Origin of the sequence: Vreelandella lionensis (assembly GCF_002087295.1) — a bacterium.
Lineage (GTDB): Bacteria > Pseudomonadota > Gammaproteobacteria > Pseudomonadales > Halomonadaceae > Vreelandella > Vreelandella lionensis.
Genome location: NZ_MWVI01000100.1, coordinates 74988 through 100311, shown reverse-complemented (window position 1 = coordinate 100311; position 25324 = coordinate 74988). Strand labels below are relative to the sequence as shown.

12 protein-coding genes and 9 pseudogenes are annotated in these 25324 nt (G+C 59.0%); 14 read left to right on the top strand and 7 right to left on the bottom strand.

The genetic code is table 11. The features are described 5' to 3' along the window. The first annotated feature begins 132 nt into the window (after window positions 1–132). The 5 genes and pseudogenes from B4967_RS17515 to sucD all read left to right on the top strand — a co-directional run bounded on the left by B4967_RS17515 (window position 133) and on the right by sucD (window position 8327). Window positions 133–2969 (top strand): annotated as a pseudogene (locus tag B4967_RS17515) (2-oxoglutarate dehydrogenase E1 component). Window positions 2970–3007: 38 nt separating this feature from the next. Continuing rightward, entirely contained in the window at window positions 3008–4570 is a 1563-nt protein-coding gene (gene odhB / locus B4967_RS17510) for a 2-oxoglutarate dehydrogenase complex dihydrolipoyllysine-residue succinyltransferase (RefSeq protein ID WP_083026623.1), read from the top strand. Between the two features lie 113 nt (window positions 4571–4683). Further along, a pseudogene (gene lpdA / locus B4967_RS17505) lies at window positions 4684–6120 on the top strand (dihydrolipoyl dehydrogenase); the annotation flags it as partial. 168 nt (window positions 6121–6288) lie between these two features. Next, a complete protein-coding gene (sucC, locus tag B4967_RS17500) occupies window positions 6289–7446 on the top strand; it encodes an ADP-forming succinate--CoA ligase subunit beta (RefSeq protein ID WP_083026621.1) in 1158 nt (385 codons plus the stop codon). Window positions 7447–7454: 8 nt separating this feature from the next. Beyond that, a complete protein-coding gene (gene sucD / locus B4967_RS17495) occupies window positions 7455–8327 on the top strand; it encodes a succinate--CoA ligase subunit alpha (protein WP_083026620.1) in 873 nt (290 codons plus the stop codon). An 86-nt stretch (window positions 8328–8413) separates the two neighbouring features. Here the strand turns inward: sucD and B4967_RS20575 are convergent, their stop codons facing one another. The 3 genes and pseudogenes from B4967_RS20575 to B4967_RS17485 all read right to left on the bottom strand — a co-directional run bounded on the left by B4967_RS20575 (window position 8414) and on the right by B4967_RS17485 (window position 10528). Then, window positions 8414–8704, bottom strand: a complete 291-nt coding sequence (locus tag B4967_RS20575; RefSeq protein ID WP_422821866.1) for a flippase-like domain-containing protein — start codon at window positions 8702–8704, stop codon at window positions 8414–8416. 151 nt (window positions 8705–8855) lie between these two features. Further along, window positions 8856–9431, bottom strand: a pseudogene (locus B4967_RS20570) (lysylphosphatidylglycerol synthase domain-containing protein); the annotation flags it as partial. After that, a pseudogene (locus B4967_RS17485) lies at window positions 9409–10528 on the bottom strand (glycosyltransferase family 4 protein). The pseudogenes B4967_RS17485 and B4967_RS20570, both read right to left, overlap by 23 nt. Before the next feature lie 380 nt (window positions 10529–10908). On the opposite strand from B4967_RS17485, the gene B4967_RS17480 reads away from it, so the two are divergent. Together B4967_RS17480 and B4967_RS17475 are read left to right on the top strand one after the other, a co-directional pair. Beyond that, window positions 10909–11325 carry a CopG family transcriptional regulator gene (locus tag B4967_RS17480; protein WP_083026618.1) on the top strand — a complete coding sequence of 139 codons (417 nt, stop codon included), beginning with the start codon at window positions 10909–10911 and terminating at the stop codon, window positions 11323–11325. 53 nt (window positions 11326–11378) lie between these two features. Continuing rightward, window positions 11379–12614 carry an extracellular catalytic domain type 1 short-chain-length polyhydroxyalkanoate depolymerase gene (locus B4967_RS17475; protein WP_083026617.1) on the top strand — a complete coding sequence of 412 codons (1236 nt, stop codon included), beginning with the start codon at window positions 11379–11381 and terminating at the stop codon, window positions 12612–12614. Window positions 12615–12690: 76 nt separating this feature from the next. On the opposite strand, the pseudogene B4967_RS17470 reads toward B4967_RS17475, so the two are convergent. Beyond that, window positions 12691–14632, bottom strand: a pseudogene (locus tag B4967_RS17470) (exoribonuclease II). A gap of 181 nt (window positions 14633–14813) precedes the next feature. Here B4967_RS17470 and B4967_RS17465 point away from each other — a divergent pair. From B4967_RS17465 to B4967_RS17435, 7 genes and pseudogenes are all read left to right on the top strand, one after another. Continuing rightward, complete coding sequence (locus B4967_RS17465; protein ID WP_083026615.1) at window positions 14814–15611, top strand: Cof-type HAD-IIB family hydrolase; 798 nt, start codon at window positions 14814–14816, stop codon at window positions 15609–15611. A 116-nt stretch (window positions 15612–15727) separates the two neighbouring features. Continuing rightward, window positions 15728–16453: a response regulator gene (locus B4967_RS17460; RefSeq protein WP_083026614.1), complete on the top strand. Its 726-nt coding sequence runs from the start codon at window positions 15728–15730 to the stop codon at window positions 16451–16453. Window positions 16454–16527: 74 nt separating this feature from the next. After that, window positions 16528–17928, top strand: a pseudogene (locus B4967_RS17455) (ATP-binding protein). A 155-nt stretch (window positions 17929–18083) separates the two neighbouring features. Next, window positions 18084–19365, top strand: a pseudogene (locus B4967_RS17450) (ABC transporter substrate-binding protein). A gap of 98 nt (window positions 19366–19463) precedes the next feature. Next, the gene (locus B4967_RS17445; protein WP_083026612.1) at window positions 19464–20378 is read left to right on the top strand and encodes a carbohydrate ABC transporter permease; all 915 of its coding nucleotides are present in this window, start codon (window positions 19464–19466) and stop codon (window positions 20376–20378) included. Continuing rightward, window positions 20371–21247 (top strand): annotated as a pseudogene (locus B4967_RS17440) (carbohydrate ABC transporter permease). The gene B4967_RS17445 and the pseudogene B4967_RS17440 overlap by 8 nt, the downstream one beginning before the upstream one ends. A gap of 229 nt (window positions 21248–21476) precedes the next feature. Continuing rightward, window positions 21477–22598: pseudogene (locus B4967_RS17435) on the top strand (ABC transporter ATP-binding protein). An 18-nt stretch (window positions 22599–22616) separates the two neighbouring features. Here B4967_RS17435 and B4967_RS17430 read toward each other — a convergent pair. From B4967_RS17430 to B4967_RS17420, 3 genes are read right to left on the bottom strand one after another with little or no spacing between them, the layout of a single operon-like run. Then, window positions 22617–23654, bottom strand: a complete 1038-nt coding sequence (locus B4967_RS17430) for a YcjF family protein (RefSeq protein WP_083026611.1) — start codon at window positions 23652–23654, stop codon at window positions 22617–22619. Then, window positions 23651–25039, bottom strand: coding sequence for a YcjX family GTP-binding protein (locus B4967_RS17425; protein WP_083026609.1), 1389 nt, complete (start codon window positions 25037–25039; stop codon window positions 23651–23653). The genes B4967_RS17430 and B4967_RS17425 overlap by 4 nt, the downstream gene beginning before the upstream one ends. Before the next feature lie 49 nt (window positions 25040–25088). Further along, window positions 25089–25280: a hypothetical protein gene (locus tag B4967_RS17420; RefSeq protein ID WP_058576924.1), complete on the bottom strand. Its 192-nt coding sequence runs from the start codon at window positions 25278–25280 to the stop codon at window positions 25089–25091. Between the last annotated feature and the right edge of the window lie 44 nt (window positions 25281–25324).

Here is a 25324-nt window from a genome sequence, read left to right as displayed (position 1 = left end):
TATGAATAAGGGCTTCCGGCCTCCGGTCGGCGCCGCCGGCAAACGTCCCGCCCCGCCGGCAGGGCAATAGCGATGTCGTTGCTAGCATGCAGCGATGCCGATACCACCCCATCAGTGCAGGGTGACCGAGAGATGCAACAAGGCATAATGGAGTTGATGTGGCGTTCCTCTCACGTTAGTGGTGGCAATGTCCACTACGTGGAAGCGCTTTACGAGCAGTACCTCGCCGATCCTGATTCTGTCTCAGACGAGTGGCGCAGCTATTTTGATCAGCTGCCGCGTTCTGAAGGCAGTGCCTCCCACGATGTTCCACTAAGCCCCATTCGTGATCAGTTCTACCAGCTGGGCCGTGAAAGCCGCCCAGGCCGGGTAGTCGCCGCCTCCGACAGCGGTGAGAACAAAAAGCAGGTCAAAGTCCTGCAACTGATCAACGCTTATCGCTTCCGTGGCCATCAAAAGGCCAATATCGACCCGCTTGGGCTGCGTAATCCCACCCCCGTCCCCGATCTCGACCTGTCGTTCCATCAGCTCACTAAAGCTGATCTCGACACTGAGTTCCAAACCGGTTCGTTTTTTCTAGGTATTGATAAAGCGCCGCTGCGTGACATCGTTGATGCGTTGGAGCAGACCTACTGTCGCTCCATCGGTTGCGAGATCATGCACATCGTTGATACCGAAGAGAAACGCTGGCTACAGCGTCGGTTTGAGTCGGTACGTAGTGCGCCTAAGTTCAGCGATGACGTGCGTAAGCACGTGCTGGAGCGGTTGACTGCGGCGGAAGGTTTGGAAAACTACCTGGCATCTAAGTACCCGGGTACCAAGCGTTTCGGTCTGGAAGGCGGTGAGTCGTTCGTGCCGATGATGGACGAGCTGATTCAGCGCGCGGGCGGTTACGGTACCAAAGAAGTCGTGATCGGGATGGCTCACCGTGGCCGTTTAAACCTGCTGGTCAACATTCTGGGTAAAAACCCAGCGGACTTGATCGACGAGTTCGATGGCAAGAAAGTCATTGAACGCGGCTCCGGCGACGTGAAATATCACCAGGGCTTCAGCTCGAACGTAATGTCACCGGGTGGCGAAGTTCACCTGGCCATGTCGTTCAACCCGTCGCACCTGGAAATCGTCGCGCCGGTGGTAGAGGGCTCGGTACGCGCCCGCCAAGACCGCCGTAACGACGACGAAGGCAGTAAAGTACTGCCCATTAACGTCCATGGTGATGCCGCTTTCGCCGGCCAGGGCGTGGTGATGGAGACATTCCAGATGTCTCAAACCCGTGCCTATAAAACGGGCGGCACGGTGCATATCGTCATCAACAACCAAGTGGGCTTTACGACCTCTAACCCCTTGGATGCACGCTCCACGGAATACTGTACTGACATTGCTAAAATGGTTCAGGCGCCGATTTTCCATGTCAACGGCGATGATCCTGATGCAGTGATCCACGCGACCCAAGTGGCGCTGGATTACCGCCAGCAGTTTAAGAAAGACGTTGTGATTGACCTGGTGTGCTATCGCCGCCGTGGCCACAACGAGGCTGACGAGCCGTCAGGCACCCAGCCGATGATGTACGCCAAAATTAAAGACCACGCTTCCTCGCGTACCCTGTACGCGCAGCGTTTGGTAGAGCAGGGCGTCATCTCTGAAGAAGACGCCAAGGCGATGATTGAAACCTACCGCGATGATCTTGTGGCAGGTAACCACGTTGCCAATGCGTTGGTACAAGGAACCCAACACCTCTCTGTTTGTGGACTGGGCTCCTTATCTTGGCCACGAGTGGACCGGCGATGCCGATACCACCTTCGATATGAAGCGCCTTCAGCAGTTAGCCGCGAAGATGTGCGACATTCCCGACGGTGTCGATGTTCAGCGCCAAGTTGCCAAGATCTATGAAGACCGTCGCAAAATGCAGGCGGGCGGTATGGGGCTCAACTGGGGCTTTGCAGAAACGCTGGCCTACGCCACGCTGTTGGATCAAGGCCATCCGATCCGGATTACCGGTCAGGACGTGGGTCGCGGTACGTTCTCTCACCGCCATGCGGTGGTGCACAACCAAAAAGATGGCTCCACCTACGTGCCGCTGCAGAACATGTCTGACGGCCAGCCACGTTTCACCATTCACGACTCCTTCCTATCAGAAGAAGCCGTATTGGCGTTTGAGTATGGTTACTCGACCACCGCCCCGAATGACTTGGTTATTTGGGAAGCGCAGTTTGGTGACTTCTTCAACGGCGCCCAGGTGGTGGTTGGATCAGTTTATCTCCTCGGGTGAGACCAAGTGGGGCCGTCTGTGTGGTTTAACCATGCTGCTGCCACATGGCTATGAAGGCCAGGGTCCTGAGCACTCCTCTGCCCGTTTAGAGCGCTTCTTGCAGCTGTGCGCCGAGCACAATATGCAGGTGTGCGTACCGACCACGCCCGCGCAGATTTATCATCTGCTGCGTCGTCAGGTCATCCGTCCGCTGCGCAAGCCGCTGGTGGTGATGTCGCCGAAATCGCTGCTGCGCCACAAAGAAGCAGTGTCGAGCCTGGAAGATCTCGCCCACGGCAAGTTCCATATGGTACTGCCGGACCAAGCGAACCTCGCTGCCGACAAAGTGACTCGCGTGGTGATGTGTGCTGGTAAGGTCTACTACGACTTGGCTAACTGGCGCGCTGAGAACGAGCGTGACGATACGGCGATTATTCGTCTAGAGCAGCTCTACCCCTTCCCGAAAGAAGAGCTTCTGGAAGTGCTCCAGGCGTATGCCAATGTGGAAGACATCGTGTGGTGTCAGGAAGAGCCGCTGAACCAGGGCGCCTGGTACTCCAGTCAGCACCACATGCGTGCCGTGGCCGATATGTTGAAAGACGGCCTAGGACGTGAGTTGAAATTCGCAGGGCGTCCCGCCTCGGCTGCTCCGGCAGCGGGCTACATGTCCGTCCACACTGAACAGCAGCGCCAGCTGGTGGAAGACGCTTTTAACCTATAAGCGCCCACCGGATTTAGAGAACATATAAGGGAAACGACATGGCTATTGATATCAAAGCGCCAACCTTTCCGGAATCCGTTGCCGAAGGCACTGTAGCTGCGTGGCATAAAAAGCCGGGCGACAGCGTCGAGCGTGACGAGCTGATTGTTGAAATCGAAACCGATAAAGTGGTGCTCGAAGTCGTCGCACCGGAAGCGGGTACCCTGAACGACGTGATGGCAGAAGAGGGCGATACCGTTGAGTCTGAGCAAATCTTGGGCAAAATTGGCGATGCCAGCGCGTCTAGCAGCAAAGAAGAGAGTTCTTCTGAAAAGAGCTCTTCTAGCAACGATAGCGCTGAAAAAACCGAATCAAAAGCAGAGTCCAAGCCTGCTGGCGACGGTAAAAAGCACGATGTAAAAGCGCCTAGCTTCCCTGAGTCTATCCAGGAAGGCACCGTTGCCACTTGGCACAAGAAAGTAGGCGAAGCGGTTAAGCGCGATGAAGTGCTGGCCGACATCGAAACCGACAAAGTCGTGCTGGAAGTTGTTGCCCCTGCTGACGGCGCTCTGGCTGAAATTAAAGCCGAAGAAGGCAGCCAAGTAGAATCGGAAGCGGTTCTGGCGATCTTTGCTGAAGGTGCTGGTGGCGAAAGCGGCGGTGATTCTGCGCCCGCAGCCGCCGATACCAGCAGCGACGATGAAGGTGCCGATGAGAAAGTCGGTGACAAAATCCTCGCACCGGCGGCACGTAAAATGGTGGCTGAGCACGATCTGGATGTTTCCAGAATCGAAAGCACCGGCAAAGGCGGTCGCATTCTGAAAGAAGATGTTCAGAAAGCAGTGAAAGACGGGTCTGCTAAGAAAGCGGCCAAGTCTTCTGCACCGGCCAAAGCCGCAGCAGCACCGGCAGTTCAGGGTGAGCGTGAAGAGAAGCGCGTACCGATGACCCGTCTGCGTCAAACCATCGCTAAGCGCTTGGTGCAGGCACAGCAAACCGCTGCCATGCTGACCACGTACAACGAAGTGGACATGACTGAAATCATGGCCCTGCGTGCTCAGTACAAAGAGACTTTCCAAAAGACCCACGACATTAAACTGGGCTTTATGGTCTTCTTTGTAAAAGCAGCTTCTGAAGCGCTCAAGCGCTTCCCGGACGTGAATGCCTCTATCGACGGTACCGATATCGTCTACCACGGTTACCAAGATATCGGTGTTGCGGTATCCACCGACCGTGGCTTGGGCGTACCCGTTCTGCGTGACACCGACAGCATGAAAATTGCTGACGTTGAGCGCACCATTGTCGATTTCGGCAAACGCGGCCGTGACGGTAAGCTGGGCATGGACGACATGATCGGCGGTACTTTCACGATTACCACCGGTGGTACGTTCGGCTCCCTGATGTCCACGCCGATTATCAACCCGCCGCAAACCGCTATCCTGGGCATGCACAAGATTCAGGATCGTCCTATGGCGGTGAATGGTAAGGTCGAGATTCGCCCGATGATGTATCTGGCGCTTTCCTACGACCACCGCATGATTGATGGTAAAGATGCGGGAAGATTCCTGGTAACTATTAAAGAGCTGCTGGAAGACCCGGCTCGCTTGCTGCTGGACGTATAACGAAGCGCGCTGATCCGCCTTCGCTGTTAATGTAACGTTCTATGCAATCGCACTTTGCCTCCTGCCTGGTTTAGATCCAAACGGGGGGAGGCAACCAAGCTAAAGGAGCCAACATGGCTGACAAGTTTGATGTGATCGTTATCGGTGCAGGACCTGGTGGCTACGTAGCGGCTATTCGCGCTGCGCAGCTGGGCCTGAAAGCCGCCTGTGTTGAAAAATGGATTGGTAAAGAAGGCAATGTCGTTCACGGCGGTACGTGTTTGAACGTTGGCTGTATCCCATCCAAAGCGTTGCTTGAAGCCTCGAATAAGTTCGTCGAAGCCAAGCACGATTTCGATGATATGGGTATCTATGCCCGCGACGTCACCATGGACGTCAAAAAGATGATGGCTCGCAAGGACAAGATCGTTAAGAACTTGACCGGCGGCATCTCTGGCCTGTTCAAGGCCAACGGCGTTACCGCCATCGAAGGTACCGGTAAAGTGGTGTCTGGCAAGCAGGTTGAGGTGACCGACCTCGACGGCAACACCACCACTTACGACGCCGACAACATCGTCATCGCGGCAGGCTCTGTACCGGTGGAAATTCCGCCAACCCCGCTGACCGAAGGCCTTATTGTTGACTCTACCGGCGCACTGGAATTCCAGGAAACGCCGAAGCGTCTTGGCGTTATCGGTGCCGGTGTTATCGGCCTTGAGCTGGGCAGCGTTTGGAACCGTTTAGGTTCTGAAGTGACCGTTCTGGAAGCGATGGACTCCTTCCTGCCGATGGTCGACACCGCGATTGCCAAAGAAACCCAGAAGCTGCTCAAGAAGCAGGGTCTGGACATTAAACTGGGCGCTCGTGTGACCGGTTCGGAGTCAAAAGGCGAAGAAGTCGTCGTCAAGTACACCGATGCCAACGGCGAACAGGAAATGACCTTCGACAAGCTAATCGTTTGTGTTGGCCGTCGCCCCTACACCAAAGGCGTGATCGCTGACGGTGTGGCGTTGAGCTGGGCGAGCGTGGCTTTATCTTCGTTGACGACCAGTGCCGCACCAACGTGCCGGGCGTTTACGCCATCGGTGACTGTGTACGCGGTCCGATGCTGGCGCACAAAGCGTCTTAAGAAGGCATCATGGTGGCGGACATCATCGCTGGCCACAAAGCCGAGATGAACTACGACACCATTCCGAACGTGATTTACACCTTCCCGGAAGTGGCGTGGGTGGGTATGACTGAGCAAGATGCCAAAGCTAAAGGCATGGAAGTCAAAACCGGCAGCTTCCCGTTCGCGGCCAGTGGTCGTGCCATGGCGAACAACGCCACCGAAGGCAGCGCCAAGATCATTGCCGATGCGGAAACTGACCGTATCCTCGGCATGCACATCGTGGGTCAGCACGCGGGTGAAATGATCGCCCAAGGGCGTGATCGCGATGGAATTCGGCCCTAGCGCTGAAGACCTCGCACTGACCTGCTACGCGCACCCGACCATGTCGGAAGCCGTGCACGAAGCGGCACTTGCGGTAGAAGGCCATGCGATTCATATGGCAAACCGTAAGAAGCGTAAGGAATTCGCTAAGCAACAACCAAGCGCCACCGTCAGGTGGCGCAACACTTTCAGCCCTGCGCGGTAGCTTGTAGGAAACTGAAAGTACGGGGATGGTCAGGGCGGTACAGATACGCTGTTAAGTCAACTGATCATCGTTCGAGTCACATGCAACCAATGGCATGAATCGATGAACCTTCACGAGTATCAAGGCAAACAGCTGTTTGCTGATTATGGTCTGCCAGTGTCCAAAGGCTTTGCCGTGGACACTCCCGAAGAAGCAGTAGAAGCGTGCAAAAAAATCGGCGGTGACATGTGGGTGGTTAAAACCCAGGTTCACGCTGGTGGCCGCGGTAAAGCGGGCGGCGTTAAGCTGATTAAAGACCCGGCAGAAGCTAAAACCTTCGCCGAGCAGTGGCTGGGTAAAAACCTGGTGACTTACCAGACTGACGAAAAAGGTCAGCCGGTTGCTAAAATTCTGGTAGAGACCTGCACCAACATCGCAGACGAGCTCTACCTGGGTGCGGTTGTTGACCGTACTACCCGCCGTGTGGTCTTCATGGCCTCTACCGAAGGCGGTGTTGAGATTGAAACCGTCGCCGAAGAGACGCCGGAAAAGATCCTCAAAGCTGAAATCGATCCGCTGGTCGGCGCACAGCCCTACCAAGCTCGCGAGCTGGCCTTTGCGCTGGGTCTGGAAGGCGATCAGGTGAAGCAGTTCACCAAGATTTTCCTGGGTCTGTCTAAGCTGTTCCACGACAAAGATCTGGCACTTCTTGAGATCAACCCGCTGGTCATCACTGACGAAGGCAACCTGCACTGCTTGGATGCCAAACTGGGCCTGGATAGCAACGCCCTGTACCGTCACCCGGACCTGCAGGCCATGCGCGATCCTTCCCAGGAAGATCAGCGTGAAGCCGACGCGGCGAAGTGGGAACTTAACTACGTCGCCCTCGACGGTAACATTGGTTGCATGGTGAACGGCGCAGGCCTGGCTATGGGCACCATGGACATCGTCAACCTGAGTGGCGGCAAACCCGCTAACTTCCTGGACGTTGGCGGCGGCGCGACCAAAGAGCGCGTCGCAGAAGCGTTCAAGATCATCCTGTCTGACGACAACGTGAAAGCTGTTCTGGTGAACATCTTCGGCGGCATCGTTCGTTGCGACATGATTGCTGAAGGCATCATCGGTGCCGTTGAGCAAGTGGGCGTTAACGTCCCGGTGGTCGTTCGCCTGGAAGGTAACAACGCTGAATTGGGCGCTGAAAAACTGGCGTCTAGCGGTCTGAACATCATCGCTGCTACCAGTCTGACCGACGCGGCTCAGCAGGTTGTAAAACCAGCGTAGGGCAAGTAATGAGCATCCTGATCGATAAGAACACCAAGGTCATCTGCCAAGGTTTCACCGGTGGCCAGGGCACGTTCCACTCCGAGCAGGCGATTGCCTATGGCACGCAAATGGTCGGTGGTGTTACGCCGGGCAAAGGCGGCCAGACGCACCTGGGCCTGCCTGTTTTCAACACCGTGAAAGAAGCGGTCGAGAAAACCGGCGCAGAAGCCAGCGTGATCTACGTACCGGCACCGTTCTGCAAAGACTCGATCCTTGAAGCTGCGAACGCTGGCATCAAGCTGATCGTGTGCATCACCGAAGGCATCGCGACCCTCGATATGCTCGACGCAAAAGTAAAATGCGACGAGCTGGGCGTACGCCTGATCGGCCCGAACTGCCCGGGCGTGATCACTCCCGGTGAGTGCAAAATCGGTATCATGCCGGGTCACATCCACCAGCCGGGCCGCGTAGGTATCGTTTCCCGCTCTGGTACCCTGACTTACGAAGCCGTTAAGCAGACCACTGACCACGGTTTCGGTCAGTCTACCTGTGTCGGTATCGGCGGCGACCGGATTCCGGGTTCTAACTTCATCGACATCTTGGAGATGTTCGAGAAGGACCCGAAAACCGAAGCGATCGTGATGATCGGCGAAATCGGCGGCACCGCCGAAGAAGAAGCCGCGGCTTACATCAAAGCCAACGTTTCTAAGCCGGTGGTTTCCTACATTGCCGGTGTCACTGCACCTCCTGGCAAGCGTATGGGCCACGCGGGCGCCATCATCTCTGGCGGTAAAGGTACTGCCGATGAGAAATTTGCGGCTCTTGAAGACGCCGGTGTGAAAACCGTTCGTTCTTTGGCGCAAATTGGCGACGCGCTGAAAGAAGTAACCGGCTGGTAAGCCGCGCACTTTTTTCGTGACGCTGAAAAGGGCACCTTCGGGTGCCCTTTTTGCGTTTGAGGAGGTTAAGTAAAGCGGTGAGGCGGCTAGCGCTGACGCAGCATACGCGCGCTGTAGAGCAGTAGCAGCGGCGCGCCAGCGGCAAGATACAAGTGGTAGCTAATCAGCCGCCAAACCAGCACGGCGGCAGCGGCCTGCTCCCGGCCCATCAAGGGCAGCAACAGGCTTCCCACCCCCACTTCAGCCGCCCCTGCGCCGCCAGGGAGAAAGCTGAATTGGCTGGCGGCCATAGCTAGCATCTGAGTTAAAAACGTCCAGAGCCAGTCGGCATGCCCCCCGATGCCAATCACCGCTAGGTACAGCAAGCTGTAGCGCAGCAGCCAGTGTAGGGTCGTTGAGTGCCAGCATCGCTGCCAACGTGGCTTTGGGTAGCGCCAGCGTCATACGCAGCGCATGGCGACAGCGTAACAGTCGCCTAACCAGCCAGCGCCTGCGGCTAGGGCGTATCCAGGCTAGCCACTGGCGTTGAGTACGCAGCAGCTTGGGTAAGTACCCCATCATCAGCGAGACGCCCACCGCTAACAGCGCCAATCCCAGTAACGAGAGCTGTACCAGCCCCTGGTGTGGCCACTGGGCATCCCCGAAAACCGACATCGCCACCAAACCGCTCAGCATCAGCAGAAAGAACAGCAGGTCGCACCCCTGGTCGATGAGAAACACGGCGGTGCCTTTTGAGGGCGAAAATCCCCGCTGGGCAAGTAATAACAGCAGAGTGGCCGGGCCGCCGCTACCGCCTGGCGTTGCGCAGAGCGCGCACTTCGCCGCCAGCTCGATGCCCAGCGCGCTGCGCTGCCCAAGCTGGCCAGCGCGGCCGTTTAGCATCAGGCGCAGCCGGGCGGCGTTTAAATTCCAGCATAGCGCCGCCATGGCGATCATCAGAACCAGTAGGCCAATGGGAAACTGCGCCACATGCTCAAACGCTTTGCTGCCCCCTGCAAGCGATGTGAGCACCAGTGGCGCTACCAGGGCAGCCAGCAGTAGAACGCCGTGTAGCGGACGAAAGCGCAGCAGCCGTTGAGGTTTAGCGACGGACGACACGGGCATCGAGCTGTTCGAGTCCACAGAGGTCGACATAGTGCGTCAGCAGCGAGCCAATGACGTTATCCCAGCTAAACTGGCGCTCAACAAAATGGCGCGCGTAGCGTCCGCTGGCGGCAATATCGTTGCTAAACAGCGCGGAGCAGGCGTCCGCCATCGCGTCCGGGTCCAGCGGCTGGCAGAGCACGCCTGCACCCAGCGGTACGTTCTCGATCAGCGCGCCTGCCCGCGCGCCAATCACCGGCAGGCCGCTGGCCATCGCTTCCTGGGCCACCAGCCCAAAGGTTTCGCGGGTGCCCGCATGCAGCAGCGCATCGCTACTGGCAAGCGCGCGGGCCACTTCATGGCTACCGCAGCAGCGGTTGACCACCGTGACATTGCTAGGCACTTGAGTCGGCATGCCCGGCCCCATTAGCAGCAGGTGGTAGTCGCTGCCAAGCGCCCGCATGGTGGCGAGTAGTACGTCGATATTCTTTTCTCGCGAGAAACGGCCGACGAAAATCAGCAGCTTTTTATCCGCAGGAATACCCATGGCCGTACGGAAGCCGGGGTCGCGCCGTGAAGGGTGAAACTGCTCTAAATCAACTCCTAACGACTGCACGCGCACGTTGGGCACGCCCCACTCGGTGAGTCGGTTGGCCATCGCATGGCAGGGAGCCAGCACGCTATCAAAGCGCTGGTACAGGTCCACCACGTAGCGAATTAGCCGTTGGCGAACATGGCGGCCAAAACGGTCGCCCATCAAGTGGGGTAAATCGGAGTGATAGAAACCCACCCACCGGCACGCCCAAGCGCTGGCCAGCCTCCAGCGCTGCCCAAGCGGTAACGTAAGGGTCGCCTGCTTCGATTAACGTGGGGGAGAGGTCTACCAAGGCATCACGCCAAGGGCGGCGGCGCAGCGGGAATCGATAGCCTTGCCCAAGGGGCAGGTGCAGCGCTGGTAGCGTGTGGTGGTCGCCCAAACTATCACGCTCAGCCCCTGGCACCAGCAGGCTGGTACGGAGGTTGGGAGTGCGCGAGACGACGCGATGCTTGGCCTGTAAATAGGTGCGAACGCCGCCGCTTGCCGGGGCGTGAAACATAGTCACATCGGCGATGTGCAAGGTAACCTCCGAGCCACATGAGTGTCATCGAATCACCTTAGGATAGAAATAAGTCAATTCGGCGACAATTGAGCCGGCGCTGTTTATTTCCTGCGAACCGCTTCCAGCTTTCTATTTCATCCCATTCCACTCTTCACCCCCCATTGCCAGCTATCGGCTTGGTTGCCGATGGTCGTTCTCTTGTGCGTATTAGTTGACTGTTTGCCGAGCTAGGCTAATATACCATCTATATGGATGGTATATGGATTCCAAATAGATGTCTTAGGATGGTGACGTGCTGATATTTGTAACGTGCTTACGTTGGCGGCACGGTTTCAGAAGCCTCACATCCACCAACATCCACCAGCCGATTGATGATTGAGCACTACGAGGAAGGACACATGAGCGTGCATGAGCTACGCCGTAAGGGCGGTGATTCCAGTGAAAAGATCACCATTAACCTGGGGGTGGTTGATCTGGGGCAGATCGACCTGCTGGTTCAAGAAGGTTTTTACTCCAACCGGACTGATTTGATTCGCACCGCTATTCGTAATCAGTTAGCGACCCATGCCGAGGTCGTCAAAGAGACCGTAAGCCGTAAAGCGTTTGTGTTGGGCCTTGAGCATTACAGCCGTGCGGATCTAGAGGCGCTGCAGTCAGCGGGGGAAACGTTGCAAATTCAGGTGCTGGGCATGGCCAGTATTGCCGACGACGTGACGCCTGAGCTGGCCCTTGCCAGCATCGAGTCCGTGGTGGTGTTGGGCGCACTTCATGCCAGCAAAGCGGTGAAAACCGCTCTGGCAGATCGCATCCACTGAACGTCTCACTCAAAAAGCGCTGACCACGCCATCATTGAATAAGGATATTGAAAATGATCGATGCCACGATGACGAAGCGAATGGAAGAAGCAACGCGGCTCACCCGCGCGGGAAAACTACAAGAGGCCATGGCGATTCTCCAGGGCGGCAGTCCCGACGTTAAAAGCGCAGAAGCGCCGGATAACTCTTATCAGCAAAGCGATTATCAGCACAGCAGTTATCAGCAAGGCGATACGTTTGACGGGACCTGCGAGGTCATTGATGAAGAAGCCACCGTATCGAAGCCCGAGCCTTCTGAGTCGCCAACGGGAACATTCTCGCCCGGTGATATTCAGATGCCTGCAGCATGGCGCGATAAGTGGATGAAGTATCGAGGTGGCATGGCGCAAGCTGAGCAAGCGCCGAGCCCCAGCGAGAAACCGCAGCCAGGCGCGTTTACTGCCGGTCGGTTTACCCACCCTGTGGGGTCGCGTGATTACAAACTGTATATCCCTAGCGACTATCATGGGCAGGCGCTGCCGCTGGTAGTGATGCTGCATGGCTGCACGCAGAACCCTGATGATTTCGCTGCCGGAACCGAGATGAACCGGCTAGCCGAAGAGCAGCTGTGCTGTGTGCTCTATCCCGCTCAGCCGATGACCGCGAACAGCTCGAAATGCTGGAACTGGTTCAAGGCCGAAGACCAGCAACGTGAAGGGGGAGAGCCCACCATCATTGCCGCCATGGCCCGCCAGATCATCGATACCCACGGGCTAGATGAAACGCGCGTCTATGTGGCTGGGCTTTCTGCAGGCGCGGCCATGGCAACTACCCTGGCGATGACCTACCCAGACCTGTTTGCGGCGGTCGGCGTGCACTCCGGGCTACCCCACGGCGTTGCCCAAAGTCTTCCCGATGCGTTAAGCGCTATGCAAGGAGGCTCCGGGCCTCTGGGTGGTGGTAAAGCGAAAGATACTCGTTGGGCATCGGATGTGCCCGTGATTATCTTCCATGGAGATCGTGACACCACCGTGCACCCCAGCAATGCGGAACGCGTGGCCGCTCAGTACCGTCAATCGCGCCAAGCAGGAGCGGCGGTGGAGCAGGGAAAAGTGGCGAATGGCCACTCCTATACGCGTACCACACACCACAACGAGAAGGGTAAATCTCACATGGAGCAGTGGCGCATTCACGGCGCGGGCCATGCCTGGTCAGGGGGCAGCGCTAAGGGCAGCTATACCGACCCTAAAGGCCCCGATGCCACTCAGGAAATGCTGCGTTTCTTCTTGCAGCACCAGCACGCTGGATAAATGCTCCCACCTATCACTGCCACAGCAACGGCGCCTTAAGGCGCCGTTGTTGTGTGGTGAGGCTTAGAAGAGAGTGCTAAGCGGCAGGCTTGGCAACCAGCGAGCGCGTCTCTTCACGGGCTTCCGTGAGTGATACGCGCAGGCTATCGCCCAGCTTGAAGCGCTCTTCGCCTTCGATCTGGATGCGGCCCTCTTTGTCATCAATGACCACTTTATCGCGGTCACTGTGCATCAAGGGGGCAGGCACGAACGCCGTCGCGCCGTTCTCGATCAAGCGAACCCGCATGCCGCCACGGTTGATCGCCATGATCTCTGCATCAAAGGTGTCCTGATTCTGCGCGGCTGGAGTCAGGTAGCGCACGTAGAGCCAATCTTTCACGTCGCGCTCGGCCATGCGGTTCAGGCGGCGGCGCTCGGTGAGCTGCTCGGTGAGCTGTTGGCTGGCTTCTGCCGGAGCCTGCTCGCCCTTCAACACACGCTTGATCAAGCGGTGGTTGACCATATCGCCATACTTACGAATCGGCGAGGTCCAGGTGGCGTAGGCGGGCAGCCCCAGGCCGAAGTGCGGGCCAGGCTGAGCCGACATGCTGGTGAAGCCCTGGAAACGACGCAGGCGCGCATCCAACCAAGCGTCGTCGCGGCTCTCAAGCGCACGCTTCAGCTCTTTATAGTGGGCAAGCTCGGTAAGTGCTTCCTGAGCGACTTCGATTTCCTGAGTTGCCAGGAACTCTTGTGCCGCTTCGGCTTTTTCCGGCTCGAAAGCGCGGTGCACGTTGAAGATGCCGTGGCCGATATGGCTGGCCAGGAAGTCCGCACAGCAGGCGTTGGCAGCAATCATCGACTCTTCGATCATACGGTTGGCAATGCGGCGGTCTTCGGTATGAATCCCCAGCACGTTGCCCGCTTCATCCAGATCAAACACGTAATCAGGACGATCTTTAAATACCAGCGCGTGCTCGTTACGCCACGCGGTACGCGCTTCGGTCAGCTCACGCAGGGCGTGTAGCTGCTCGGCAATAGTATCTGCCGGTGCCCAGTCGCCTTGGCCTTCAATCCAATCAGAGACGCGCTCGTACACCAGCTTAGCGTGGGACTTCACGTTGGCCGCAAAGAAGCGGTAGTCGCCCAGGCTGCCGTCGGCGTTAATGTTCAGCGTGCAGGCCAGGGCAGGGCGCTCTTGGCCTTCCCACAGTGAACACAGGTCATCGGCTAGCTGCTCGGGCAGCATGGTCACGTTCTGGCCCGGCAGGTACACGGTAAATGCACGGACGCGGGCTTCCAGGTCAGCAGCGTGGCCCTCTTCCACATAAGCGGTGGGGTCGGCAATCGCCACGCTCAGTTGCCAGCCGCCTTCCGGGCGTGCCACTACGTGCAGCGCGTCATCCATATCGCGGGTTTTTTCACCGTCGATCGTGAAGTACGGCTGCTCGGTGAGGTCTTCACGGGTGAGGCCTTCATCGTGCAGCGGCCAGTCGCTGCCGGCATCCGGGCACTCTTGCTCCAGTGCGTGGCGAGCAAGCGTCACGCGCCACGGCACGGCCGGGTTATCGGCTTTGGCCACTAGCTCATCAATCTGAGTGAAGAAGCCGCGGTCGTTCTCTTTTAGCGGGTGACGCACCAAACGCGCCACGACCCAATCGCCGTCGGCAATGGAGTCTTCATCCAGGCTGTTTTTGATGCGTGCTTTTAGAACGTTGCGAATCGAGGGGTGATCCCGGCACCACCGCGAGGCGGCCTTCGCGCTTTTGCACGCGAGCGACAAAGCGGTCTAAACCGGCTTCAATAAGCTTTTCAGGCTCAACCGATTTTTTATCGCCGTTCTCGTGAATCACGGCTTCCACACGGTCGCCGTGCAGCACCTGTTTCATGGCGGGGGGCGGCACGAAATAGGATTCGCCGCTATCAGTTTCAAGAAAACCAAAGCCTTTTTCTGTGGCTTTGATCACCCCTTCAGCGCGCGGGGTGGTTTCACGGATCTGTTGCTTGAGCTGGGCAAGCAGGGAGTTGTTTTGAAGCATGTGTTCAATCAGTTGGCGAGAGTAGGTTGCCACTATACGGATTCCCACTGGCCGCGCCAATCGTTGCCCCTGGGGAAGTGGCGACGGCGACGGCAGGTCAATGACTTACTTACGGTTGGCTGAATCGGTTAAGCTGAGCGAACTGCCACGCTAACCCTGCTAACGCACAAGGAGCGCTTTGATGACCCCTCGCCTGATCGTTTCTGACCTGGACGGTACGCTGCTGGGCAGCGACCACCGGTTACATGACAGCACCGTGGAGGTGCTCCGAGAGTTGGTTCAGCAGGGACACCATTTGGCGCTGGCCTCTGGCCGCCACTACCACGATATGCGCGTATTCCGCGACGAGCTGGGCGTGCCTGCTCACCTCATCAGCACCAACGGGGCTTACACCCACGATCCGGACGATGGCTTGGTTAGCGCGTCGCACCTCAACCCGGATCACGCCCACACGCTGATTCATTTACCCCGACCGCCCCAAGTGCGCCTCAGCCTTTACCGCGAAGCGGGATGGCATGTGGATGCCGAAGCGCCGCACCTGCTGTCACTACACGCCTCGACGGGCTTTCGCTATGAGGTCGTGCCACCGGAGCAGATGGACGCCAACGGGGTGGGTAAAGTGCTCTATTTGGGCGACCCGGACGCGCTCGCAGAACTGGAGGCTCAGGCCCAAGCGGCGCATGGCGATGGGCTGCACATTACCTACTCCACGGTGGACTCGCTAGAGATCATGGCGGGCGGGGTGAATAAGGGCGTGGCGCTCGCGGCGTTGCTGGAGTCGCTTGGGTTCACCGCCGCCGACTGCCTGGCCTTTGGCGATAACCTCAACGATACCGAAATGCTCACCCTGGCTGGCGAGGCTCAGGTGATGGCCAACGCCCATCCGGCGCTGTTTGATCGCGTGCCAGACGCCCAGCGGATCGGCCACCACGGCGAAGCAGCGGTGGCGTCATTCCTGAAGCAGCGCTTTGGGCTTTAGCATTTGTCGCTGTCATTTTTGCTCTGCCACCTTAGTCGATAGCCGCTTGCGGTAGCCGGAGCGCTCCACCATCATCTAGCCCCTAAAACGATAATAACTTAGGGGCGCTTTCCACGATGACAACCACGCCTGCGACCTTGATGGTGGTCGACGATGACCCGGAAATTCGCGAGCTGCTGGCGGATTACCTGGGGCGGCACGGTTACCACGTGCTGACCGCAGAGGGGGCGGATGCGCTCTACCAACAGCTTGCCGCGCATACGCCCGATTTACTGATCGTCGATGTGATGATGCCGGGGGATGATGGCTTTACCATCTGCCGTGAGCTGCGCAAAACTAACGACACCCCCATCATTATGCTCACCGCCAGCGCTGACGATACCGACCGTATCTTGGGGCTGGAATTAGGGGCCGACGACTATATCGGTAAACCCTTCAATCCCCGCGAGCTGCTGGCGCGCATTAAAGCGGTACTACGCCGTACGCGCCCGGCGGCCACAGCGGCCGCCCCTCATGAAGCGCGCTGGGTACGCTTTGGTGAGTGGCAGCTCGACCGAATGACGCGGGAATTAGTGGATCACACCGGCGAGCGCACCGCACTTTCCGGGGCAGATTTTCAGCTGCTCCAGGTGTTTTTAGAGCGCCCCGCCCAGGTGATTACTCGCGATGATCTCTACACCCTGACCCGTGGCCGCGATGCGCCGCCGTTGGACCGCTCGATTGACGTGCACGTGTGTCGGCTACGCCAGCGTTTAGGTGAAGATGCCCAGCATTCACAGCTGATTCGTACCGTACGCGGGGCGGGCTATGTGCTCACGGCCAGGGTAGATGCGGCGTCGTGACGTCGTGGCGACGCTGGCTGAAACGACACTCGCACTGGCTGCCCGGCAGCCTGCGCGGGCGCTTTGTCATTATTATGATTGCCGGGGTGCTGGCCGCCCAGGTGGCGAGCTATACCATTTGGACTTCCCAGGTGCGCGCCAGCCAGCTCGAACAGCTCGATGAGCTCTCCAGCAACATGGCGTTTAGCATCGCCTCCACCATGAAATTCTTCCGTTCACTGCCGGTGGACTATCGGCATATCGTGCTGGATCAACTGCGCAGCATGGGCGGCACGCGTTTTTTTGTTAGCGTGAACGAGCGGCGTATTACCGTGGCGGACATCGGCAGCGGCCGAAAAAGAGGTGGTGGTGAACAACGTACGCACCATTCTGACCCAGCAGCTCTCGATTGATGATGTGGTGGTGGAGTTCTCCCGCCCGGAAACCCTGCGGGTCTTCAATAATGAAGTGCTGCTTTACGACCTGCCGCCCCGCTGGGGCCAACACAGCCTGTTAATGGAACCCCTTTCGCCGCCCATTCTGGTGGTGCAGCTGGAGCTTGCTCCCGATACCTGGCTCTATGTCGCCACGCTGCTGGGCGTGCCGGATATTTTCAGCGGCTACCGCTGGCTCTCAGAAGAGCGGCTGCTGGCGGGCATCGTCGTGCTGCTCACCCGGCTGGCGCTGTCGCTATTGGGCATTACCAGCGTGACGCGGCCGCTGGCAAGGCTCTCCCGGGCGGCGCGTCAGTTAGGTGATGACCTGGACAGCCCGCCGCTGAAAGAGAGCGGCCCCAAGGAGGTAGCGGCCACCGCCGTAGCGTTTAACCGCATGCAGCGGCGTATTCGCGAGCAGGTGGAGGAGCGCGAGCGGCTCTTCTCTGCAATCTCCCACGACTTAAAAACGCCGATTACCCGCATGCGCTTACGGGCTGAAATGCTGGATGACCCGCTTCAGCGCGAGCGCTTCTGCGCCTCGCTGGATGAGCTATCCGAGCTGGTCAAAGGCGCGCTCGCCTCGGTCAAGGGGTTAGATCTGCATGAAGAGCCGCAGCCAACGGATCTCAACGCGCTACGACCGAGCTGGCCGAGGCGCTGCGCTTGCAGAGGGGCGAAGTGCAGGTGGCAGGGCAGGTGGCGCCACTAACGGTCAAACCGCTGGCGATGAAGCGCTGCCTGGCGAACCTATTAGAGAATGCGGTGTTTTACGGCCAGCGGGCGAGGGTAACGCTGGAAGAACAGGCGGGCGTGGTGCGCCTACATATTCACGCCAGTGGCCCTGGCATCCCTAAGGATCAGCTTGGCCGCGTGTTTTCACCCTTTGTACGCCTGGAGGTGTCCAGAAGCCGCCACACCGGTGGAAGCGGCCTGGGGCTAGGCATTGCCCGGCATATCGCCCGTGCCCATGGGGGCGATATTACCCTTACCAATCACCCCGCAGGCGGCTTGTTGGCCACGCTAACGCTGCCTCGCCAATCAAGTGTTACAGACTTGTAATACTATGCAGGACTCGGTAACTCCCGTTATGCGGCTCGCTGTCGTACTCTGCTAAAAGCCGTTTTGCACCGCGTGTGTCACGGCATTACAACAGCGACAGCCGCCAAGCCTTTCAGGGCTGGTATTCGCGATAACAACAATAGCAGGAGCTACCCATGCTGATTAAGCAGTTGCCTACGTTTAAAAAATCCGCCCTCGCACTGGCCTTAGCGGCAGGCACCGCTATGGCCGCAGGCACTACCCAAGCAAGCGATGTAGAAGTCCTCCACTGGTGGACATCCGGTGGTGAAGCCCGCGCGGCCAACGTCCTCAAAGAGCTACTCGAAGCCGAAGGTTACGGCTGGCAGGACTTTGCGGTGGCCGGTGGTGGCGGTGAAACTGCGATGACGGTGCTTAAATCCCGCGCCATGTCAGGTAATCCACCCTCCGCCGCGCAAATTAAAGGCCCGGAAATTCAGGAGTGGGGCGAGCTTGGCCTGCTGGGCGACTTAAATGAAGTGGCGGATGCCGAAGGCTGGAACGACCTGTTACCAGAAATTGTGGCCGATATTATGCGTTACGACGGCCAGTACGTAGCCGTGCCCGCGAACGTACACCGGGTTAACTGGCTATGGGCCAACCCGGACGTGTTGGAAGCCGCTGGCGTAGAAATGCCCACCACCCTAGACGAGCTGTTTGCCGCCGGGGAAGCCATTCGTGAAGCGGGTTTTGTGCCGCTAGCCCCCCGGTGGCCAGTCCTGGCAGGATGCCACCGTGTGTGAAAGCGTGGTGTTAGGCAGCCAAGGCACCGAGTTTTACCAGCAGGCGCTGGTGGAGCTCGACCCGGAAGCCCTTGGGGGCGAGCAGATGGTCGCCGCACTGGAAGACTTCAAACGCCTGCGCGAGCTGATGGACGAAGGCATGCCGGGCCGCGATTGGAACATTGCCACCGCGATGGTGATTGAAGGCGTGGCCGGTTTCCAGTTGATGGGCGACTGGGCGAAGGGGGAATTCACCGCCGCGGGTCTGACCGCCGGTGAAGACTACCTGTGCGCCGCCGCTCCGGGCACCGAAGACGCCTTTACCTTCAACATTGATAGCCTGGCGATGTTCCGCGTGACCGATGATGCCGAGCGTGAAGCTCAGCACACGCTGGCGCGCTTGGTGTTAGAGCCCACCTTCCAGGAAGCCTTCAACCTAGCCAAAGGCTCCATTCCCGCGCGTCCTGACCTGGATATGAGCGAGTTCGACAGCTGCGCCCAGCAGTCGATGGCTGATTTCCAACGTACCGCTGAAGAGGAGGGGTTAGTGCCCAGCATGGCCCACGGTATGGCCGTTCGTGCCGACGTTCAGGGGGCTATCTTTGACGTCGTGACCAACTACTTCAACGACGCCGATATGCCCGCCGAAGAGGCTGCCCAGCGACTGGTCAGCGCCGCAGAAGCCGCCTCGTTTTAAGCGCGGCACTGTTGGCAAGAGCGCAAGCACGCGCTGAACGTACGTAACCAGCGCCGCCGCAACGGCGGCGCTAGCGGTTGACTGGTGAGGAATTCCCCATGAGCGAAACCCCAACGCGCACCGCGTTGCGGCCAACGGCCTCTGGTCGGCTGCAGGCCTGGCTGCCAAGGCTAGTGCTGGCACCCTCGGTGGCGGTGTCTCCGTTTTTTGTTTACGGCTTTATGCTGTGGACCTTTGTTCTATCACTCACCAGCTCGCGCATGCTGCCCAGCTACGATTTTGTCGGGTTTGGCCAGTATGCGCGGCTGATGGCTAACGAGCGCTGGTGGGTGGCCTCTACCAACCTGATGATCTTTGGCACGCTGTTTATCGTGATCTGCTTAGTGCTGGGTGCGCTGCTGGCGATGCTGTTGGATCAAAAGATTCGTCAGGAGGGCGCGCTACGCACGGTGTATCTCTACCCCATGGCGCTGTCGTTCATCGTCACGGGGGTCGTGTGGAAGTGGCTGCTGAACCCGCAGCTAGGCATTCAGGCCATGGTGCGCAGCTGGGGTTTCGAGTCGTTTGAGTTCGACTGGATCGTTGACCCGGATATGGCGGTGTATACCTTGGTGATCGCCGCCGTTTGGCAGGCCTCTGGCTTCGTAATGGCGCTCTTTCTCGCCGGTCTGCGCGGTATCGACGATAGCATTATCAAAGCTGCCCAGCTTGATGGCGCGAGCCTGCCGCGCATCTACTGGCGGGTGGTCATGCCCTGCCTCCGCCCGGTGGTATTCAGCGCGGTGATGATTCTCGCCCACATTGCGATCAAGAGTTTTGACTTGGTAGTGGCACTTACCGGCGGCGGGCCGGGTTATGCAACGGACCTGCCCGCCACCTTTATGTACACCCACGCCTTTAACCGCGCGCAAATCGGCCTGGGCTCTGCCAGTGCCATGCTGATGCTCGGCGGTGTGCTGGCCATCCTGATTCCTTACCTCTACTCCGAACTAAGGAGCCGCAAACATGGCTAATGTGATTCGTCGCAAACGCCTGCGGCCAAGTTGTGGCGGGGCGTGCTGTACGCGGTGCTGGTCATCGCCGCGCTGTTCTACGTGCTGCCGCTGGTGGTCATGCTGATGACCTCCATTAAACCACGAGCGAAATCAGCGCCGGTACGCTGCTGTCGTTACCGCAAAACCCAACGCTGGCCCCCTGGACAAAAGCCTGGGGCGAAGCCTGCACCGGCATGCGCTGCGAAGGCGTGGGCGGTTATTTCTGGAACTCCTTTGCTATCGTCATTCCTGCGGTGCTGATCTCCACCGCCGTAGGAGCGCTGAACGGCTACGCCCTGACCAAATGGCGCTTCAAAGGCTCCGAGCTGGTGTTTGCGCTGATGCTGTTTGGCTGCTTTATTCCGTTTCAGGTCGTACTGCTGCCCATGGCGCAAACCCTGGGCTGGCTGGGGCTTTCCAGCTCGCGGGCGGGGCTGATCCTGGTGCACGTGGTGTTTGGTATCGCCTTTACCACGCTATTTTTCCGCAACTTCTACGTGGGCATTCCCAACGAGCTGGTGTCGGCGGCCAAGCTGGATGGTGCCGGGTTCTTCCGTATTTTCTGGCGCATCCTGCTGCCGGTGTCCGCCCCTATCATCGTGGTCTCGGTGATTTGGCAGTTCACCCAAATCTGGAACGACTTCCTATTCGGCGTGGCGTTCTCGGCACACGACACCCAGCCGGTTACCGTGGCGCTCAATAATTTGGTGAACACCTCCACCGGCGTGCGCGAATACAACGCCGATATGGCCGCCGCCATGATTGCCGCGCTGCCCACCCTGGTGGTGTACGTGCTGGCGGGTAAATACTTCGTACGTGGGCTGACGGCAGGCTCCGTAAAGGGCTAATAACAACTAGGTGCATGGCAGTCGCAGGTAGAGGTCAGCATCTCCCCGTAGCGGGGGGGCTTTCGCCAAGGCCGCAAAATGTTCCTGACAATTCCGGCATTCCCGCCATCCATGGCGGTCAGACGGCGAAAGTAGCGCCCAGGGAAGGGTTTACAGCGCCCCCGCCAAGGGGTGATCTGACCGGTGCCAATGCGTGTCTTGCCAGCTCCCTTAGAACAGGATTTTGATAATGGCAGCGTTAGAGATTCACAACGTACGCAAAGAGTTTGGCAGCGAGCGGGTGCTGAAAGATGTCAGCATCTCCATCGATTCCGGCGAGTTTTTGATTCTGGTGGGGCCATCCGGCTGTGGTAAATCCACGCTGATGAACGCCATCGCAGGCCTTGAGCCGGTCACCAGCGGCAATATCTATATCGACGGTAAAGACGTCACCTGGCGCACCCCCGCCGAGCGCGATATTGCCATGGTGTTCCAGTCCTACGCCCTGTACCCCAGCATGACCGTGCGCCACAACATCAGCTTCGGCCTAGAGATGCGCAAAGTGCCCAAGGCCGAGCGGGAAGCCGCCGTGGAGCGGGTGGCCGATCTGCTGCAAATCTCCCACCTGTTAGAACGCAAGCCCGCCCAGCTCTCCGGCGGCAAGCGCCAGCGGGTGGCCATGGGCCGCGCCCTAGCGCGGGAGCCTAAGGTCTATCTGTTCGACGAGCCGCTCTCGAACCTGGACGCCAAGCTGCGCGTAGATATGCGCACCGAGATCAAAAAGCTCCACCCGCGTTTAGGCACCACCATCGTCTACGTTACCCACGACCAAGTAGAAGCCATGACTTTGGCAGACTGCATCGCGGTGATGCGTGATGGCCATATTCTGCAGTTAGGCAGCCCTGATGAAGTCTATAACAACCCGGTGGATATGTTCGTAGCAGGCTTTATGGGCTCACCGTCGATGAACTTCATCCGCGCTACGCTGGAAGCCGACGGCGATGGCTATGCACTGCGCATTGCCACCCCCGATGAAGTCGATCTACTGCTGCCGTGGCCAAACGGCCCGCCATACGGCAGGGCTGGTGGAGCAGCTCGACAAGCCGGTGATTCTCGGCCTGCGGCCTGAACATTTCAGCGAAGAGGATGTGCGGCACAGCGCGCAGGCCCAAGGCACGTGCTGGAAGCCAAGGTGAGCGTGGTGGAGCCGACCGGTGCCGATATTCTGCTGCGCCTGCCGCTGGGCGAGCAGGAGATTACCGCGCGGGTTGGGCCGAAGTGTGAGGGGTCGCCCGGTGAGCGCTTGGCGCTGAGGGTCGATATGTCCCGGGCGGTGCTGTTCGATGCTGAAACCGAGCAGCGGCTGGCTTGAGCCGCTGGGTGAGCGGTATTAATCGCTGTTGCGTGCGGCGGGGGCGGGCTCTTTATCAAGCCGCTTGATCTGCCGCCAGAGGTCTTGGCGAAGATCGGCTAGTTTGGGCTGCTCTTCTGGTGTAAACGCCACCGGGCGGCACAGTCGCTGAGCGCGCATACCGAGGCGGGCGCTCAGCAGCCCCGTTGCTAAGCCTTGGCCGGCTCTTGCCGAAAGGCGGCCTGCCAAGTCCAGCGAGAGCATGTCCATGCTGGCATCGGTAGCCAGTTCGCTGGCGCCTGCAAACGCCATGTTATGCAGCACGTGGCGAAATAGCCGCAGGCGGCTGGCGTAGCCAAGTTCCAGGCCGTACAGGCGGCTTAGCCTATCCACCATGGCAAGGCTGCGCCACGCCACCAGTGCCATATCCACCAGGGTTAGCGGGGAAACCGCCACCATGATGGCGGTTTCCCCCGACATGCGCGTAATCAACCGCTGAGCTTCCCGATCACGGGGGGCTAGCAGGTGGTAGCGCAGCAGGGTTTGAATCTCTTCACCGCTATGGTGCGGTTGGCACGCTCGCTGAAAGGCCAGCCAGTGCGGGTCGTCGTTGCTCAGTGCAAGCTGCTGTTTTAATTGAACGGCCATCGCCTGGGCTTGTTTGCTGGAGCGCTGGGGAAGCTCAGCTAGGTTGGCCCGTAGCTGATCGTGCCGCTTTAAGCGCCGCAAACGGCCCAGCTCCTTGAGAAGCGATACGCCGCCCAAGCCAATCAGGCTAATCCCAAACAGCTGCCATGCCATCGCCATCCACTGGGACTGGGACAGCGCATCAGGAATTCCGGTTGCCAGCTCTACCGTGCCGAGTGTGGCACCGCCTGCCAAGGCAAACATCAGCCCCCAGCGGCGTTTGCGGGGCGCGCCAAGGGTCTCTTCCGGCAGCGCTTTTAGCTCGGCTTGGGTCGCCAGCGGTTGGTGTGATTCAGTCGCCGCAAAGCGTTCATGCTGGCGCAGGGTTTCCTGGGTAGGCTCGGGCGGCGCTTCGGTGTGGAAGTCGCGGCGAGGCTGAGGGTTGCTCATGTCAGTTTGTCTCCAATCAGCCAGTCAATCGCGGCGTCCATACGGATGTGGGGCAGTGCCTCGCTATCGGCGGGCACCGGGCGGAAACTGGGGAAATCAAACCCTTGCTGCTGCCAAAAATCGGCTTTGGGCAGGCGGCTGGGCACATCGCCGGGGTACACCAGCACGTCTTCACCTTCTAACGTGGTGCCTTTCAGCGCTGGCGTTCGCTTGCCATCATGAAGCACTTCGCGGGCCTCGGTGGCGCGAATGGCCGCCAGCGACAGCGCTTTCACCGGGATATCGGCAAAGCGTAAGTCTTTCAATGGCTCCGCCAGCAGCGCTTCTAACAGCTGCACCACGTGGGTGTGCTGGTCGGGCGTCACGTGGTCCGCTTTGGTAGCGGCAATAGCGAGGCGGTCAATTTTAGGAGCGAACAGGCGGGTCAGCAGGCTGCGCTTGCCGTAATCAAAGCTCTTCATCAGCTGTTGTAGCGCGCGGGAAAGATCCTCGAAACGCTCCGGCCCGGCGTTGAGCGCGCCCAGCACGTCCACCAGTACAATCTGGCGGTCAAAGCGGCGGAAGTGGTCGCGGTAGAAGGGGCGCACCACCTGCTGCTGATAGTAGCGAAAACGCGCCGCCAGGGTGGCGTAGAGGCTCGATTCGGGCAGGGTGTCGAGGGTTTCTTTGGGAGTATCTAATCCGGGCAGCGGGAAGAACTGCAGCACCGGTGCGCCATCCAGCTCGCCGGGCAGCAAAAAACGCCCTGGCTGCAGGTCAGAAAAGCCCGCCTGCTTGGCGCGACGCAGGCCCAATGCGTAGGCCTCGGCCAGCGTGGCGAGCTGTGCTTCATCGGCTTCTGCCGTAGGGTCTAGCTGCTCTGCCTCGGCCAGCCATTCGCTAAACAGTGCCCGGCGGTGTGGGCCTTCGTGCTGGGCTTGGCTCTGGCTCCAGCTATAGAAGTCGTGCTGCAGCAGCGGCAAATCCAGCAGCCATTCGCCGGGGTAATCGAACAGATCCAGCGTCAAGTGAGCGATATCCGGCGTGAACCAGCCCTGCTGGGCAGGGCGGTAGCGCAGCTGTAAACGCAGCTCGCTAATGCCGCGGGTGGGCTCGGGCCAGCGCGGCGGTACGTCTCTCAGCGATGCCATGCCAGGGTCATAGGGGAAGCGTGGTACGCCTAAGTCCGGCTGATTTAAACGCTGCGCGCCTAGCAGTCGGCCTTCACGGGCAACCGGTAACAGGTCTAACTGTGCTTCTACGCCTGCATGGCGTAGTTGGTTCACCAGCGAGGTTAAAAACGCCGTTTTACCCGCTTGCGAAAGGCCTGTCACCGCCAGCCGCAGCTGCCGGTCTCGGCTTCGCTCTAACATGTTGCTCAATTCGCGGCTTAACGGCTGGCGCATCCTGTCGCTTCCTTCATCGGGTGGGGCATCTTGGCGAGTTGGTCGAGCGTTAGCGCTGCCACATCAAGACAAGCTGGGAGAGCATGGGCAGGGTCGCAATGATAAAACCGACGACCGCGAGGCTATAGCCGGGCCAGCGGCGCTGCATTTTTTGCGCAAGCGTTAAGCCAACCAAGCACACCACCATGCCGATCAGGTTAAAGGCAAGCGTGGCTGCTTCCAGCCATTGCTGTGGATCCATCGTCTCTCCTTTGGGGGGATATCCATGGCCTGATCATAGCAAAT

Coding starts and splice junctions, on each gene's coding strand:
- odhB (WP_083026623.1), top strand. CDS start 3,008: ATGGCTATTGATATCAAAGCGCCAACCTTTCCGGAATCCGTTGCCGAA.
- sucC (WP_083026621.1), top strand. CDS start 6,289: ATGAACCTTCACGAGTATCAAGGCAAACAGCTGTTTGCTGATTATGGT.
- sucD (WP_083026620.1), top strand. CDS start 7,455: ATGAGCATCCTGATCGATAAGAACACCAAGGTCATCTGCCAAGGTTTC.
- B4967_RS17480 (WP_083026618.1), top strand. CDS start 10,909: ATGAGCGTGCATGAGCTACGCCGTAAGGGCGGTGATTCCAGTGAAAAG.
- B4967_RS17475 (WP_083026617.1), top strand. CDS start 11,379: ATGATCGATGCCACGATGACGAAGCGAATGGAAGAAGCAACGCGGCTC.
- B4967_RS17465 (WP_083026615.1), top strand. CDS start 14,814: ATGACCCCTCGCCTGATCGTTTCTGACCTGGACGGTACGCTGCTGGGC.
- B4967_RS17460 (WP_083026614.1), top strand. CDS start 15,728: ATGACAACCACGCCTGCGACCTTGATGGTGGTCGACGATGACCCGGAA.
- B4967_RS17445 (WP_083026612.1), top strand. CDS start 19,464: ATGAGCGAAACCCCAACGCGCACCGCGTTGCGGCCAACGGCCTCTGGT.
- B4967_RS17430 (WP_083026611.1), bottom strand. CDS start 23,654: ATGAGCAACCCTCAGCCTCGCCGCGACTTCCACACCGAAGCGCCGCCC.
- B4967_RS17425 (WP_083026609.1), bottom strand. CDS start 25,039: ATGCGCCAGCCGTTAAGCCGCGAATTGAGCAACATGTTAGAGCGAAGC.
- B4967_RS17420 (WP_058576924.1), bottom strand. CDS start 25,280: ATGGATCCACAGCAATGGCTGGAAGCAGCCACGCTTGCCTTTAACCTG.